This is a genomic window from Paraburkholderia sp. OAS925 (genome assembly GCF_040543975.1).
Taxonomy (GTDB): Bacteria; Pseudomonadota; Gammaproteobacteria; order Burkholderiales; family Burkholderiaceae; genus Paraburkholderia; species Paraburkholderia graminis.
On the sequence record NZ_JBEUNO010000002.1, the window covers coordinates 2693194 to 2707731 of the forward strand.

Here is a 14538-nt window from a genome sequence, read left to right on the forward strand (position 1 = left end):
GCCTCCATGAGTTTTATGATCAAGCGGTTTTATTTCCTCGATACCTCCGTTCGCTCCTGCTTTCCGGGCACGATTCAGCCGAGGCTGCCGGTCACGTCGTCGAACAGTTCATCCACCGAAAGCCGATGCGGAATGATCTTCTGATCGAGCGCCCAGTCGATTGCCAACTGGATACCCTTGCGGTTCTCCTCGAGTCCGATAGGCGGAAACACTGCCGGCACACCGCCTTCGGTCTGAGCGCGGCTCTCCACGATCATCCGGTACAGTTCGCGCACAATGTCCGGACGCTTCTTCGAAATGTCCTCGTGCACGACGAACATGTGGTTGATAGGCACCACGCCTTCGCGCGCGAACCAGTCTTTGGCCGCGGCCTGCGCGTTGGGCACGAGCGTGCGTACGCGTTCGTCTTTGGGCATGTCCTCGCCGAGCAGCGCGGCGGCGAGTTCGCCGTCCAGCATCATCTGCGGGATCGACGAACCGGCGGGCAAACGTTCGCAGTTATTCGGATCGCGGTACTCGGCGAGATGGCCGTCGCCGAGCGTCATCCACGTGACCTTGTCGAGATCGACGCCATATTCGTGGCGCAAAATGCCGCGAATCCACAGCGCGGTGGTTTGCGTATAAGTGCGAACGCCGACTTTCCTGCCTTCTATGTCCTTCGGATCGAGCTGGCCGAACTCGATGTTGTAGCCCGCGCAGTGATGCTGGAAGCGCCCCGAAATCGGCGTCGGCAACAACACATAGGGCTTGCCGTAAGCCTTGGCCTGCAGGAAGGTGACGATCGCGAGTTCGCCGGCGTCGAACGCGTTCTCGCGCACCATCGCCTTGAAGCCGTTGTGCGCCGGCGTGGGCCCGCAGTAGTCGAGCTTGACGAGGTCCGAGGCGACGCGTCCTTCCTTCATCGCCTTCGTGACCGGATAAGTGGCCAGATTCGTGCGTAAGACGGGCACGTCCGCGGACCGCTCGGTAAACGTCGTTGTCATTGCGCTTCTTTCCTGTGCTTGAATGAATCCGGTTCAATACCCCGCCATCTCGCGCGCCATGCCGACCACGCCATAGCTGCGCAACGGCGCCGACATCAGAAAGCGATATCCCTCTTCGAGCAGGCGTTTGTGGTTCTTCGCGTTCACGTGCGGATTGCCGACCACCACGTTGTGCTTGCGGCACGTTTCTACAATCTTGCGCATTGCGTCGACGACCACCGGGTGCTCATAGTCGCGGGGATAGCCGAGCTCCTGGCTCAGGTCGCCCTCGCCGATCAGAATGAAGCCGATGCCCGGCACGTTCGACAGAATGTCGTCGAGGTTTTCGATCGCCTCGGTGCTCTCGCACATCAGCCCGACGAGAATTTCTCCTTGCGGCGCGAGCGGCCACACGTCGGCCTTGCGGTAGTAGTCGGCCATGCTCAAACCCCAGTAACGCGCCGCGTTGGCCGGGCCGTCGCCGCGCACGCCCTTCGGCTCATACAAGGGCGCGCTTTTAGGCCGCGCATACCGGCACGACGCGACTGCGTTGTATGCCTGCTCGACTGTCGCCACATGCGGCCAGATCACGCCGTAAGCGCCGCGGTCGAGCACCTGCTTCGCGAACGCCTGATTCATTTCGGCGCCGTTGGCGGGAATGCGCGCGATCGGCGTCACACGCGGCGCTACCGAGCCCGACTCGGCGATCTGCTTGCGGCTGAGCATGTACTGCAACGCGTCGCCGAGCGCGGTCACGTCGTACGGGTTGTGCTCCATTTCGAAGACGATGCCGTCGTACGGCGCATCGCTCATCTCGATGGCGGTCTGCTTGTCGAGCTTCGAGAACGCGGCAAAAGCGGGCTTGCCGGATTCGAATGCGCGGATGATGCTGTTGAGTCGCGTGTCGCTCATGGTCTTTATCTCAGGATGAAAAGGGGCAGGCGTGGATGCATGAACTTGAGTTGGGCGTGGCTCATTCGTCGGCCTTCCAGTACATGAAGCCCATGCCTTCGCCGGTGCCGGCCGGCGTACGCCAGCACGGCACATAGTCGACGAGCGTCATGCTGGCGCGCGTTTCCTGCACGGCCTTCATCACGCTGACGTAAAGCTTGATTTCGGAGGTGCCCGACTGATACGAACGGTTGTCCACCGCGGCGAGACCTTCGTAGTCGTAGTCGGCGAGCATCTTCATGATGCGGCGGTCGAATTCCTCGTCGTTGACGAAATGCGAGAGACCGCCGGATGCAAAGATGCCGACTCGCACATCCTCCGGCCACGCGTCGATCGCGTCGCGCAGTACCGCTCCGAACTCGATGCAGCGCGACATGGACGGCTGCGTCGGCGGATAAAAGCAGTTCATGATGATCGGCACATGCGGCGGCGGTTCGTCGCCCATGATCTGGTGATAGACGAAGCTGTACGCATGCGGCACGACCGGATACGCCGGCAATGGCTTCATCCACACGTTGTCGGGCCACGCGAACAGATCGGTGAGATCGAAGCCTTCGCGCTGGAAGTGTCCGATCAGATAACTCGCCAGCTTTGGATGACACTGGTGCGTGACGTGGTGGTCCGGTGCATAAACGGAGCGCTGCGGCGGGCCGTTATGCACTTGCTCGCCGCTGTAGATGGCGATGGACGGCGAGCAGTGCGTAAAGATCTCTTTCTGATCCTTGCCGAGAATGATCGCGACGTCGATGTTCGCGTCGCGATACGCGGCGGCCATGACGTCGAGCGCGGCGCGGCAGCGCGCGGCGCGCGCGGTGCGCTCCTCGAGCGTCAGGAACTTCTCGAACGCCGCTTCGCGATGCGCTTCCAGCTCCGCATAAGTCCAGGTCCGATTGCGATACCACAGCTCCGGATTGCTACGGTCGCGCTCACCGTTCTTTAGCCAGTCCTCCGGTGCCTGACCCAGCATGCCGCTATGCGGCACTGCCATCCCGAATACAATCTTCGCCATGTAAGGTTTCTCAGTGAATTAGTGTTTCAACATTGGTCTCGACGGCGTCGGCGTGCGTGCTACGCCTCGCGCAGCGCAGGCTGCATTTCCGTGACCTTCGGCGCCCATTCGGGGCGATAAAGAATCGCCGTGGCGAGCGCTCCAATCGCGAGGAAGACGAGGATCACCATCATCGGCAGGTCATAGCTTCCGCTCACATGCAGCAGCCATCCGGACAGGCTCGCCGTCACGCCGCCCGCGAGACTCGTCGCGACCTGCTGTACGCCCGTGACGAGTCCGATCGCCTGCTTCGGAATCAGGGAGAGCCGCGACAGCACCAGGTTGTTCGCCGTCACGAGGCCAAGCAGCGAGAGCGACAGCACATTCCAGAAGAGCGCCATGTCGAGCGTCTGCGCATACGCGCCGAGCAGCACCGTGCACCCGCCGACAAAGCCGGTGATGGTGAACACCTTGCGCACGAGAATCGCGTTGTGCCCTCTTGCGATGATCCGGTCCGCCGCCCATCCCGCGAGCGCCGCGACGATCGCGATGCCGGCAAAGCTGAAGAAAGTGAAAAGCCCCGACTTGGACAGCGACAGGTGACGCTGCTCGACCAGATACGCGGGCATCCACGTCATGCAGTAAAACGTGAAATAGCCGTAGCAGAAGTTGGTGATCAAACCGCCCCACACCACCGGGCTCGACACGATGCTGCCGAGACTCACCATGCGCGCGCGCCGGTTCGCCGCCGCGAGTTGCGCCTTGTCCGGCAGATCGTTGCGCGCGAGCAGCAGCCAGGGCGCGAGCCAGATAAGCCCGACGAGGCCCGTGGCGACGAACATCACCTGCCACGAATAGTGGACGATGAACCATGCGCCGACCGGCGCGCCCAATGCCGGGCCGAACTTGTTGCCCATCGCCAGCAGCCCGACCGCGAGACCGTTCTGGCTCTCGTCGAAGTTATTGCGAATCCAGCGGTAGCTCGCCGGAATCACAATCGCCTCGGCCATCCCGATGACAAGACGCATCACGACGAGGCTCGCGAGCGCCGTGACCGCGCCCATCATCGCGGTGGCGACGCACCACAACGCGAAGCTGATCGCATACGGCCACTTCACGCCGTAACGGTCGGCGACCCAGCCCATCGGAATCTGGAACGCGCCGTACGACCAGAAGAACGCCGCGTTGATCCAGCCGCGATCCACATTGGTGAGCGCGAAGTGCCGGATGAAGTTCGCGTCGGCGAGCGTCGACGAAATGCTGGTGCGGGTCGACGAACGAAATCAACACGCCGAGCGCAAGGAGTGCGAGCACCGCCCACCGGCTCACGCCTGCCTGTCGTTCAGATCTGCTTGTCTCCATCTTCTGTTTTCTCGTTGGTTTGTGTGAGGCTTGCTCAGGCCAAGGCGGGATACAGCCGCCGTGCGGTGTCGCCGAAGATCCACGCGCGATCCGCTTCGCTCAGGCAGGCGAGGCCGGCTTGCGCGGTCGCGAGAATGTCGGCGAGCGTGCCCGGCGAGGTCGGATAGTTCGAACCCCACGCGAGCCGCTGCGCGCCGAATGCGTCGACGACACGCGGGAAAAAAGTTTCGGCGCTCGCCTGGTCCTTTTTCACATCGCCGAAAATGCGCGGCGTGAGCTTCAGGTAGATGTTCGGCAGCTCCGCCAGATCGAAGAGGCTCTGCGCTTTTGCATACGGCGCACCGTCGGCGACTTCGGGACGCGCCAGATGGTCGAGCACGATCCGCACGTTCGGAAAGCGCCGCGCGAGCGCCGTGACTTGCGGCAAACCGATCGGCCCGGTCTGGATGCACATCGGCAGCCCGAGTTCGCCGCACAGTTCCCACGCGGGAAACGAGCGCGGGTCGTCGAGTTCGCTTGGATCGAAGTCCTTCGTGCTGCCGCCCGTGAAGAGGCGCAGGCCCGCGAGGCCGCGCTCTGCCCAGCCGCGAATGACTTGCGGCGCATCGGCCTGCAATACGTCCACGGAACCGACGGCCACGAGACGCTCCGCGTATTTCGCGCAGCCGTCCACCACGTAGCTGTTGTCGAAGCCATACGTCGTCGACGAATGGACCACGGCGGCTCTCGCGACGCCGGCTTCGTCCATTGCCGCGATCAGCGTCTCGACCGTCGTGGGCCGCTCTTTCGACCAGTCCGAGCGCTTGCCGAACAACGGCGCCGGCGGGTAGCGGCTTTCGTCGTCGGAAATGATGTGCGGGTGAATATCAACGATTGAAAATGTCATGAGTGTCTCTGTGCTTTTCTGTGTGCCTGTCTATGTGCATGCTTATGTGCGTGCTCAGGTGCGCGATGTGTTGAGTTGCAGCGGCTCGCGCCGGCATCACTTGCCGCGAGCCTTCAGGCGCGCGTCGAGACGCGGATAGACGCGCCGCGCATTGCCTTCGAAGATCTTGTAGCGGTCTTCGTCCGAGAGCGCCGGGCAGGCGTCGATATAGCGCTTCGTGTCGTCGAAGTACTGGCCGGTGGACGGGTCCTTGCCGCGCACTGCGCCGATCATTTCGGAGCCGAACAGCACGTTGTCGGCCGGCACGACCTTGGTCAGCAATTCGACGCCCGGCTGGTGATACACGCACGAATCGAAGAAGATGTTCTCGAGCAGCCCTTCCAGCGGACGCTCGCGCATTTCCAGCGACATGCCGCGATAACGTCCCCAGTGGTAGGGCACGGCGCCGCCGCCGTGCGGAATCACGAGGCGCAGCGTCGGGAAGTCCTTGAACAGATCCGACTGAAGCAGTTGCATGAAGACAGACGTATCCGCGTTCAGGTAATGCGCGCCCGTGCCGTGAAAACACGGATTGCACGATGCGGCGACGTGGATCATCGCGGGCACGTCGAGATCGACCAGCGCTTCATAGAGCGGATACCATTCGCGGTCGCTCATCGGTTTGCCGGTCCAGTAGCCGCCGCTCGGATCGGGATTCAGATTGCAGCCGACAAAGCCCAGTTGCTCGACGCAGCGGCGCAACTCGGGAACCGAGTTGGCCGGCGCCGCGCCCGGCGACTGCGGCAACTGGCACACCGGCGCGAAATTGTCGGGGTACAGTTCCGTCACGCGATACACGAGGTCGTTCGACACTTCGGCCCATTCGAGGCTCGTCCGCTCGTTGCCCAGGTGGTGGCTCATCAGACCGGCAATCGGCGAGAACAGCGTGAGGTCGCTGCCGCGCTCGCGCTGCAGTTTCAGTTGCCCGTTGCCGATGGCCTCGCGAATCTGGTCGTCGGTGACATAAGCGTCGGCGCGCGACGGCGCGTTAGCGGGATCGTTCGCGAATTCGACCTGCTTTGCGCGCCAGTTGCGAAATGATGCGGGTACGGTCGTGAAGTGACCGTGGCAATCGATAATCATGTTTTCTCTCTAACTTGCGTGCGCTCAGCGTGCGAGCGGATCGACGAACAGCTCGTCGATGGACATGCGCCGCGGCGTGAGGCCCTGCCTGAACGCCGTCGCTTCGAGCGCCTGAATCGTCTTGAGGTTTTCGGCGAGACCGTAAGGCAGCGGGTCATGTCCGACGATCTTGCGCAACTCGATGTATTTCCTGTCGCTCGCGCTCGTGGCTTCGCCGGCATCGAGCCGCGCGAGCCATTCCTGCTTCGCCTGCGCGAAGGCATCGAATAGCGAGCGCGCGATCCACGGGTGCTCGGCCAGCACCGAATCCTTGACGACGATCGTGCCGTGCATCGGATAGACGCCGGTGCGCGCGTAGTACTCCGTTTCGAGCTCGGCCGCGTTCGGCAGCAGGTCGGGATAGTCGGCCTCGACTTCCTGCCAGCCGCCCGTCGGCGCGCCGGTGCGGCCGATGCCCGCGGCAGCCGCAAAGCCCGCCGCCAGTTCGCCCTTCTCCATCATTTCGGATAGCGAACTGTTGGCCGGCGCGTGAACCACATTCGGCGGCAGCTTCAGTTGCGTTACGTGCTCTTCGTCGTCGACAACCCAGGTCACTTTCGACGAATCGAGCCCGAATTCGTCGATCAGCACCTGGCGCGTCCACACGCCGGTCGTCACCGAATAGGCGCGCACGCCGACCTTCTTGCCTTCGAGGTCCTTAGGCGTCTTGATGCCTGCGTCCGGGCGCACGAGCAGCCCGCCGTGGTGAAAGCGCCGCACGACGAACACCGGAAGCGCGACAAAAGGCGCGCCATAAGCGCGGGCGATGATGTAAGTGGTCGGCGCAAGTTCGCAGACATCGAACTCGACATCGCGGACCATCCGGCGAAACGCGCCGATCTGCGGCTTGACCGTGATGAATTCCGCGTCTACGCCTTCAATGGGAATGGAACCGTCACGGATGGCCGAGGTGTGCGGGTGCTCAGCAATTGCAATCTTGAGCGGGACTTTCCTTGTCAACTTCCTCTCCTTGGGAGTATTCGCCGCCGGCACCGGCGGAACACACCGGCGCCGGGCGCATCGTTTCGACGGACCCAGCATATTTGAGTAAGAGGCTCGCGTCCCTACACAAAAGTCACTTTCAATGGCACTTTTTTTGTCAGCGCGCGAGCGTCGATCGGCATTTGAAAAGTGCCGGTGAAACTGGATTTTGTGCAGGGACGTACGCGCGGCGATCCCCTATTCTGCGTTCTCGCTTTTCGCGGCACACCAAAAGAAACAGTCCCGGAGACAGAATGAAGAAGCTGGCCTATTCGCTATTGGCCGTTGCATCGGCATGTGCATTTAACGGCGCTTATGCGCAGTCGTCGGTGACGCTTTATGGCGTTGTCGATAACGGCATCGAATATCAGAACGGCGGTGCGGGAGGCGCGGTACGCGCGGTATCGAGCGGACTCTTCGCGACCGTGTATGGGCTGATGGGTCACGAAGACATTGGCGGCGGCGTGCACGTCAACTTCCAGCTCGAGCAGGGCTTCTCAGGCGTGACCGGTGCGGCGACCGACCCGACCGCGTCGTTCAACCGGCTTGCGTGGATCGGCGTATCGGGGCGTTTCGGCGAATTGCGCTTTGGGCGGCAGAAGAAGCCCGAATATCTGTTCCTGAACGGCGAAGTAGACCCCACCGCGGTCAAAAGCTTCGCATCGCCGATCAACAACTTTACCGACGCGTCCGTGCGCGCGAGCAACGCAATCGCGTACTTTCTGCCGGACTTCCGCGGGCTGACGGTCCAGGGCATGGTCTCGCTGCGCGATCAGACAACGAGCCCGTCCAACGGGCTGCGTTTCTATAACGTGGTCGCGCGCTATGTGCACGGGCCTTTTCATGTGGGGGCCGGCTATGAGTCGTCGGCGAATGCGACGGGAACGTCCGTGCAAAAAATCTTCCGCGCGGCGGCGTCTTATCGGCTCGGCGCCGCGCGCTTCTATCTGGCGTATCAAACGGAGCGTCAGAGCGATCACACCGAGAAGCGCGACATCTACGAAGCTTCGGGCACCTATCTATTCAATCCATTCAACCGCTTTTCGGTGATGTACGGTTATGCGCACGACCGCACGAGCCAGGGCAACAACGCGCAGCAGGTCGGACTGATCTACGAATACTATCTGTCGAAGTCGACGATCCTGTACACCGCTGCGGGGCTGATCCAGAACCGCCATCAGGCGCAATACACGCTCGACGGCACGCAGTATTCGGGCATCGCGGTTGAACCCGGCGCTTATGCGCGCGGTGCTATCGTCGGAATGACGCATAAGTTCTGACGGCGGCGAACAGCTTGCCGATCTGCATGATGAACCGCGTGGCCAGTAACCGGCTTATAGCGGCGAGATTCCGCCGACGCCCGTCTTGCAGCCGACCTCGGTCGAACATTCGCCTGAGAGAAAACGCGCATCGGGCGCGTCGGACAACGAATCGTGGCGGTCCGTCGTCAAGTGGCTGCGTCGCCAACTGGCGGGCGGCAAGCCGAATTCCCGCTTGAATGCGCGATTGAACGCCGCCTCCGACTCATAGCCCACCCTCTCCGCAATAGCCGTAAGTGACTGCGCTCCGTCACGTAACGCCTGTGCCGCAATTTGCAGACGCCAGCGCGCCAGATATTGCATCGGTGGCTGGCCGAGCAATTGAGTAAAGCGCTGTGCCAGCGCCGAACGCGAGAGGCCCGCTTTGCGGGCAAGTTCATCGACTGTCCAACCATGCGCCGGTTGCGCGTGCATTAACGCGAGCGATCGTCCCACGAAGCGATCGCTGACGCCGGCCAGCCATCCTTTGCGGTCCGCAGGCAGCGAATCGACACAACGCCGTACCGCCTCCACGAAAAGCAGTTCGGACAAACGTCCGAGTACGATCGCACTGCCTACGCGCAATTCGGCTGCTTCGAGAGCCGCGAGTTTCAACGACGACTCCAGCCACGCGGATCTCGCGTCGTTGCGCATGTCGATCTTGAACATACGAGGCAATGCCGATAGCACCGGATTGGTCAGCGTATCGTCGCAGGCGAGGAAGCCGCAAATGAGCCGCGTTTTCGCGCCGCCTCCGCCGTAGCTCAACCTGATGACGTCGCCCGGCGCGGTTTCCAGATACTGCGACAGCATCTGGTGAGAGGGCGCCGGTTCGAGTTCGACCGAACTGCCCATTAGATGCGCTTCGCCCTGCGGCACGACGAGAAGTTCTCCGGCATCGACGCAGATAGCGGAAGACGGGTCGTCGACGAGCCGTGCCCGACAGCTTCCTTCTGTGATGAGGTGATAGGAGACGATGCGCTCCGCGCGCGGCAAAAACGATACGCACAACTCCCGCGTCGCCTCGCCGAAAACACACCACGGTGCAGTGAAGTCGGCGCTTAGATACACCGCTCCGCTCAGATGCACGAGGCGAAGTACGTCGGAAAGAGCATCCATGACGTCGTCCATCAGTTTCGGCGTCCTGCGCAAAATATCTGGACGACCGGTCATTCACCGATATGGCTTGCGTCCCGATACTAGCACTCACGCGAATCCGCAACAACGAACGGTAGAGCGCCGCCTTCCACCATCAGGAGAACGACATGAGTAACGCAGAGACTTATCGCGGTCAATGCTTTTGCGGCACCGTGCAATTCACGGTAAGCGGGGAGCCTGCGGGTATGGGCTATTGCCATTGTGAGTCGTGCCGAAGCTGGTCGGGAGCGCCCGTCAATGCGTTCACGCTGTGGAAGCCCGAGGCGCTGCACGTTACTCGCGGCGCCGATGATATTGGCACTTACAACAAGACAGCCCATAGCTACCGCAAGTGGTGCAAGTCATGCGGCGGCCATCTGTTTACCGAACATCCCGGGCTCGAACTGATCGACGTCTACGCCGCAGTCATCGCCGACTTCCCCTATGAACCCGGTGTGCACGTTCATTACCCGGAGTCGCGCCTTCGAATGAAAGACGGTCTGCCCAAGCAGAAGGATCTGCCGGGGGAAATGGGCGGCTCGGGCATCAGCGTTGCCGAATAGCCATTGCATCTCGCGGTTCTGGTTTGATTCGCCCGATCGTCGCGCGGGCTTTTTCGCAGTGCAAGTTCGCGGCGTCATCTGAATGGCAGCGACTCTGAGTATTGACTCATCGCTGCCCCGGTTCTCAGGAGTCGTTTATGTCCGCAGTCGATTCTTCTTTTTTACCCGTCGCAGACTTCGCTGCCGTCAAGATCCGTCAACAGGCCGCGTGGTCGACCGGCAATTATGCTGTCGTCGGCACGACGCTGCAGATCGTCGGAGAAGCTCTATGCGAAGCGCTTGACCTGCGCGCCGGCTCGCGCGTGCTCGACGTTGCAGCAGGCAACGGCAATGCAACGTTGGCTGCCGCGCGCCGCTGGTGCGATGTCACCTCCACGGATTACGTCGCCTCACTGCTGGACGCCGGCCGTGCCCGCGCACAAGCAGAAGGTCTATCCGTCGAGTTTCAGGAAGCGGACGCGGAAGCGCTGCCCTACGCTGACGCCTCGTTCGATATCGTGATGTCGACGTTCGGTGTGATGTTCACTCCGGACCAGGCGAAGGCAGCGGCTGAACTGGCTCGTGTGTGCAAGCCGGGCGGCCGCATCGGCCTCGCGAACTGGACGCCGGATAGCTTCATCGGCCAGGTGTTCAAGACAATTGCCATGCACATTCCGCCACCTGCGGGCGTGGCGTCACCGGCGCTGTGGGGAACGAAGGCGCGGCTGGAAACACTGTTCGAAGGAAAAACCCGGAAGATCGTCGCAAACAGCCGCCACTTCACGTTCCGTTACCGCTCGCCCGAACATTTCGTGGAAGTTTTCCGCACGTTTTATGGGCCGGTGAACAAGGCATTTGGCGCACTCGCGGGCGAACGGCAAGCGGCGCTTCTCGGCGATCTGATGACATTGATAAAAAGCCGCAACCGGTCCGGCGACGCGACGCTCGTGCTGCCGAGCGAATACCTCGAAGTGGTGATTGAACGATCATGAACGGCGTTGGGCGCAGCGCCGCCGTCCTGCACGGATTCGCGTCGCGCCTGTGGTCGCTGTTGGATCTTTCCGCTTAGCGCCGCACCATTGCAAGTTGCTGCTTTGCCGCGCCTTCGTGCGCGGCAAAGCCAATCCATTTCCTCATGCCACGCGTGTCCAAACGCAGCTCACTCCGACCACCCCGACAGCCGTCGGGCGAAGTCAGTCCCCTTGCGTCAGTCCAGAAGAATCAGTTAAGACGTTTGGGTTCGCCATCGTCCGCATACCAGTCGATGGTTTTGCCGCTCGTATTGATCGTCACCGCGCGCGGCTCGCTGAACTGATCGAACGATTCGACACCCGTCTCGCGCCCCACGCCGCTGTTCTTGAAACCGCCCCACGGCGACGCCGGATCGAGCCGGTGATGATCGTTGACCCACACCATGCCGAATTCGAGCTTGCTCGCCACGCGATGCGCCCGCGCGACGTCCTGCGTCCACACGGAAGCGGCGAGACCGAACTGCGTGTCGTTGGCGATGCGGATCGCGTCCGCCTCATCGTCGAACGGCATCACGACGGTGACCGGCCCGAACACCTCGTCCTGACCGATCTCCGAACGCGGATCGACGTCATACAGCACAGTCGGCTCGATGAAAAAGCCCTGCTTCAGGCTGGACGGCACGCCGCCGCCCGTCAGCACCTTCGCGCCCGCTGCCTTCGCACGCTCCAGCATCGCCAGAATGCGCTGACGCGAGCGCTCGGAAATCACCGGCCCGAGTTGCGTCTTCACATCGGCGGGATCGCCTACGCGAATGGCCGCCGCTTTCGCGCGGAAGCGTTCGAGAAACTCCGCATGGATCGACTTGTGCACCAGAATCCGCGCGCCGCACACGCAGGTTTGTCCCGCGCCGATGAAGGCCGCGAACGCTGCGCCGTTCACCGCTCGCTCCATGTCGAAATCGTCGAACAGAATCACGGCGCCCTTGCCGCCGAGTTCGAGCGTCGTCAACGCGAAGCTGCGCGCCGCGGCTTCGCCAATCGAGCGGCCGACTTCAGTGCCGCCCGTGAAAACGACCTTGCGGATCAGCGGATGCCGCGCAAGCGCCGCGCCCGCTTCGCGCCCTTCGCCGTTCACGACGTTCACGACGCCCTTCGGCACGCCGGCTTCATCCAGTAGACGCACGAGGCGCACGGTGGTCAGCGGCGTCTGCTCGGACGCCTTGATGACGACGCTATTGCCGGTCGCGAGCGCGGGCGCAAGACTCTTCGACAGAATCATCAGCGGATGATTGAACGACGTCATCAACGCGACGACGCCGAGCGGCACGCGCTGCGTGTAGCACAGGTACGGCCCTTCGACCGGAATCACGTCGCTGCGGCGCGTCAGCGCAAGCGCGGCGAAATAGCGGTAGAACTGCGGCAGACGCGAAATCTGCGCGCGTGTCTCCGAGATCGGCCGGCCGTTGTTCAACGTTTCGAGCCGATAAAACTGTTCGAGGTCCGCTTCGAACAGATCGGCGAAACGATTCAGCACGCGCGCGCGTTGCTGGATCGGCATATCGCGCCACGCGCCGCTTTCGAACGCGCGATGGCCCGCGTGCACCGCGCGATCCACATCCTGCTCCGACGCGGCCGCGAGCGCGCCAATCACTTCACCGGTCGCCGGATTGACGATATCGAGCGTGCGGCCGGTGTCGGCGTCCGTCCATGCGCCGTCGATGAAAAGCTGTGCATCGAGATGGGTCTGGTTCACTGTGTCCATAGAGATCGATTCCAGGTGGTTCACTTCAGAGGCGATGCATGCGCATCGGTGCGCAGCGCATCGGGTGTCTGTGGGTCGGCGGGTTGCAGGTCTTCGAGACGCTGGCCGGTCGGCTCGACGCCGAGCCACGCGACGACGACGATCTGAATCGCGAGCAGGCCGATCATCAGTGCGAGTACGCCGACAATGCCGTGCCGCGCGTACAGCGCGATGACGATAAACGGCGTCACGATCGTCGCGCCGCGGCCCAGCGTGTTGCAGACGCCCGATGCGCGCAGCCGGACTTCGGTCGGAAAGAGTTCGGGTATGTAGATGGCGAACAGCAGCGCGACCAGCACGTAGATCGGAATGGTCAGCAACAGGCCGACGAGGGGCAGCAGCAGCGGATTCGAGACGAACGGATAGATCGCGCCGAACACGATCGCCGCGAGCGACGCGCCGATGATGGTCGGCTTGCGGCCCCACGAGTCCGCCGTCAATGCGCCGATTGCGGAGCCGATTGGCGCGCCGAGCGACATGACCAGCGCGAAGCCGAACGACTTCGCGATGCTGAAACCCTGATGCACGAAGAACGTCGGCAGCCAGGTAACGAAGCCGTACAGCAGCGTATTGATGACGACGAGCGTCACGCAGCCGACGATCATCCGTTGCAGCATCGCGCCGCTGAACAGCGAGCCGAACGACAGCGCAGCCGCAGCCTGGCTCGGCGTTTTCGCAACGGCTGGCGGCGGCAGCGGTTGGCCGCCGTGCGCTTGCGCGACTTCGTCTTCGATGCGTCGCAGGATCGCGTCCGCCTCCGCGTGACGGCCGACCGAGTCGAGCCAGCGCGGCGACTCGGGCAGCGACTTGCGCGCATACCAGACGCCCAGCGCGCCGAAGCCGCCGAGAACAAACATCGCGCGCCAGCCGAACGCCGGAATCAGCGCGAGGCCGATGAGCCCCGCGACCGGCAACCCGGACACGACGAACACAGCCATCAGTCCTTGTAGCTTGCCGCGCTTTTGCGGCGGCACGAATTCGGTCAAGGTCGAATAGCCGACGACGTTTTCCGCGCCGAGGCCCAAGCCCATCACGAAGCGGCACGCAATCAGCATGCTCATGTTCGGTGCGAGCGCCGCGCCGAGCGAGGCGAGTCCGAACACTGCAAGATTCGCCTGATACGTGAAGCGGCGGCCGAAGCGGTCGCCGAGAAAACCGGTGCCGAGCGAACCGAGCATCATGCCGAGAAAAGTCAGCGACACGAAAATCGCGTTCTGGCCGATTGTCGAGAACCCGGTTTTCAGCGTGGCGCCGAGCACCGTCGACGCGACGTAGATGTCGAAGCCGTCGAAGAACATGCCGATGCCGATCAGCCACATGATGCGCCGATGAAATCCCGACATCGGCAAACGGTCGAGCCGCGGGCCTGCGTTAACGTTCATGTCTGTCTGTCTCCTGTCGACGGGAGTTAGTGCTTCAGCACTTACTCCCGTCCCATGCAAAGCTGTCGACGGGAGTTAGCGCTTTAGCTGTCGGCCCGAGTTAGTGCTTCAGCACT

13 protein-coding genes are annotated in these 14538 nt (G+C 62.5%); 3 read left to right on the forward strand and 10 right to left on the reverse strand.

Features of this window, described 5'->3' with window-relative positions; all coding sequences use genetic code 11:
- Positions 1–74: 74 nt before the first annotated feature.
- The 7 genes from ABIE53_RS30790 to ABIE53_RS30820 all read right to left on the reverse strand — a co-directional run bounded on the left by ABIE53_RS30790 (position 75) and on the right by ABIE53_RS30820 (position 7270).
- The gene (locus tag ABIE53_RS30790) at positions 75–983 is read right to left on the reverse strand and encodes a substrate-binding domain-containing protein (RefSeq protein ID WP_192700238.1); all 909 of its coding nucleotides are present in this window, start codon (positions 981–983) and stop codon (positions 75–77) included.
- Positions 984–1016: 33 nt separating this feature from the next.
- Positions 1017–1874 (reverse strand): HpcH/HpaI aldolase family protein, encoded by an 858-nt coding sequence (locus ABIE53_RS30795; protein WP_006050430.1) that lies wholly within the window; start codon positions 1872–1874, stop codon positions 1017–1019.
- Positions 1875–1935: 61 nt separating this feature from the next.
- Entirely contained in the window at positions 1936–2922 is a 987-nt protein-coding gene (locus tag ABIE53_RS30800) for a DODA-type extradiol aromatic ring-opening family dioxygenase (RefSeq protein WP_006050431.1), read from the reverse strand.
- 59 nt (positions 2923–2981) lie between these two features.
- A complete protein-coding gene (locus ABIE53_RS30805) occupies positions 2982–4106 on the reverse strand; it encodes an MFS transporter (RefSeq protein ID WP_376916627.1) in 1125 nt (374 codons plus the stop codon).
- Positions 4107–4297: 191 nt separating this feature from the next.
- Positions 4298–5149 carry an amidohydrolase family protein gene (locus ABIE53_RS30810; RefSeq protein WP_053860504.1) on the reverse strand — a complete coding sequence of 284 codons (852 nt, stop codon included), beginning with the start codon at positions 5147–5149 and terminating at the stop codon, positions 4298–4300.
- 96 nt (positions 5150–5245) lie between these two features.
- Positions 5246–6271 (reverse strand): amidohydrolase family protein, encoded by a 1026-nt coding sequence (locus ABIE53_RS30815; protein ID WP_053860503.1) that lies wholly within the window; start codon positions 6269–6271, stop codon positions 5246–5248.
- Between the two features lie 24 nt (positions 6272–6295).
- Positions 6296–7270: an ABC transporter substrate-binding protein gene (locus ABIE53_RS30820; protein ID WP_107707927.1), complete on the reverse strand. Its 975-nt coding sequence runs from the start codon at positions 7268–7270 to the stop codon at positions 6296–6298.
- A 275-nt stretch (positions 7271–7545) separates the two neighbouring features.
- Between ABIE53_RS30820 and ABIE53_RS30825 the strand changes: the two genes are divergently transcribed.
- Positions 7546–8571, forward strand: coding sequence for a porin (locus ABIE53_RS30825; RefSeq protein WP_192700239.1), 1026 nt, complete (start codon positions 7546–7548; stop codon positions 8569–8571).
- A 54-nt stretch (positions 8572–8625) separates the two neighbouring features.
- On the opposite strand, the gene ABIE53_RS30830 is transcribed toward ABIE53_RS30825, so the two are convergent.
- The gene (locus ABIE53_RS30830) at positions 8626–9708 is read right to left on the reverse strand and encodes an AraC family transcriptional regulator (protein ID WP_310076436.1); all 1083 of its coding nucleotides are present in this window, start codon (positions 9706–9708) and stop codon (positions 8626–8628) included.
- A gap of 146 nt (positions 9709–9854) precedes the next feature.
- Here ABIE53_RS30830 and ABIE53_RS30835 point away from each other — a divergent pair, with 146 nt between their 5' ends.
- Positions 9855–10289 (forward strand): GFA family protein, encoded by a 435-nt coding sequence (locus ABIE53_RS30835; RefSeq protein WP_006050438.1) that lies wholly within the window; start codon positions 9855–9857, stop codon positions 10287–10289.
- 137 nt (positions 10290–10426) lie between these two features.
- On the forward strand, positions 10427–11260 hold the full coding sequence (locus ABIE53_RS30840; RefSeq protein ID WP_192700241.1) for a class I SAM-dependent methyltransferase: 834 nt from the start codon (positions 10427–10429) through the stop codon (positions 11258–11260).
- 229 nt (positions 11261–11489) lie between these two features.
- On the opposite strand, the gene ABIE53_RS30845 is transcribed toward ABIE53_RS30840, so the two are convergent.
- A complete protein-coding gene (locus tag ABIE53_RS30845; RefSeq protein WP_006050440.1) occupies positions 11490–13001 on the reverse strand; it encodes an aldehyde dehydrogenase in 1512 nt (503 codons plus the stop codon).
- 20 nt (positions 13002–13021) lie between these two features.
- Positions 13022–14422, reverse strand: coding sequence for an MFS transporter (locus tag ABIE53_RS30850; RefSeq protein WP_107707931.1), 1401 nt, complete (start codon positions 14420–14422; stop codon positions 13022–13024).
- Positions 14423–14538: the final 116 nt, after the last annotated feature.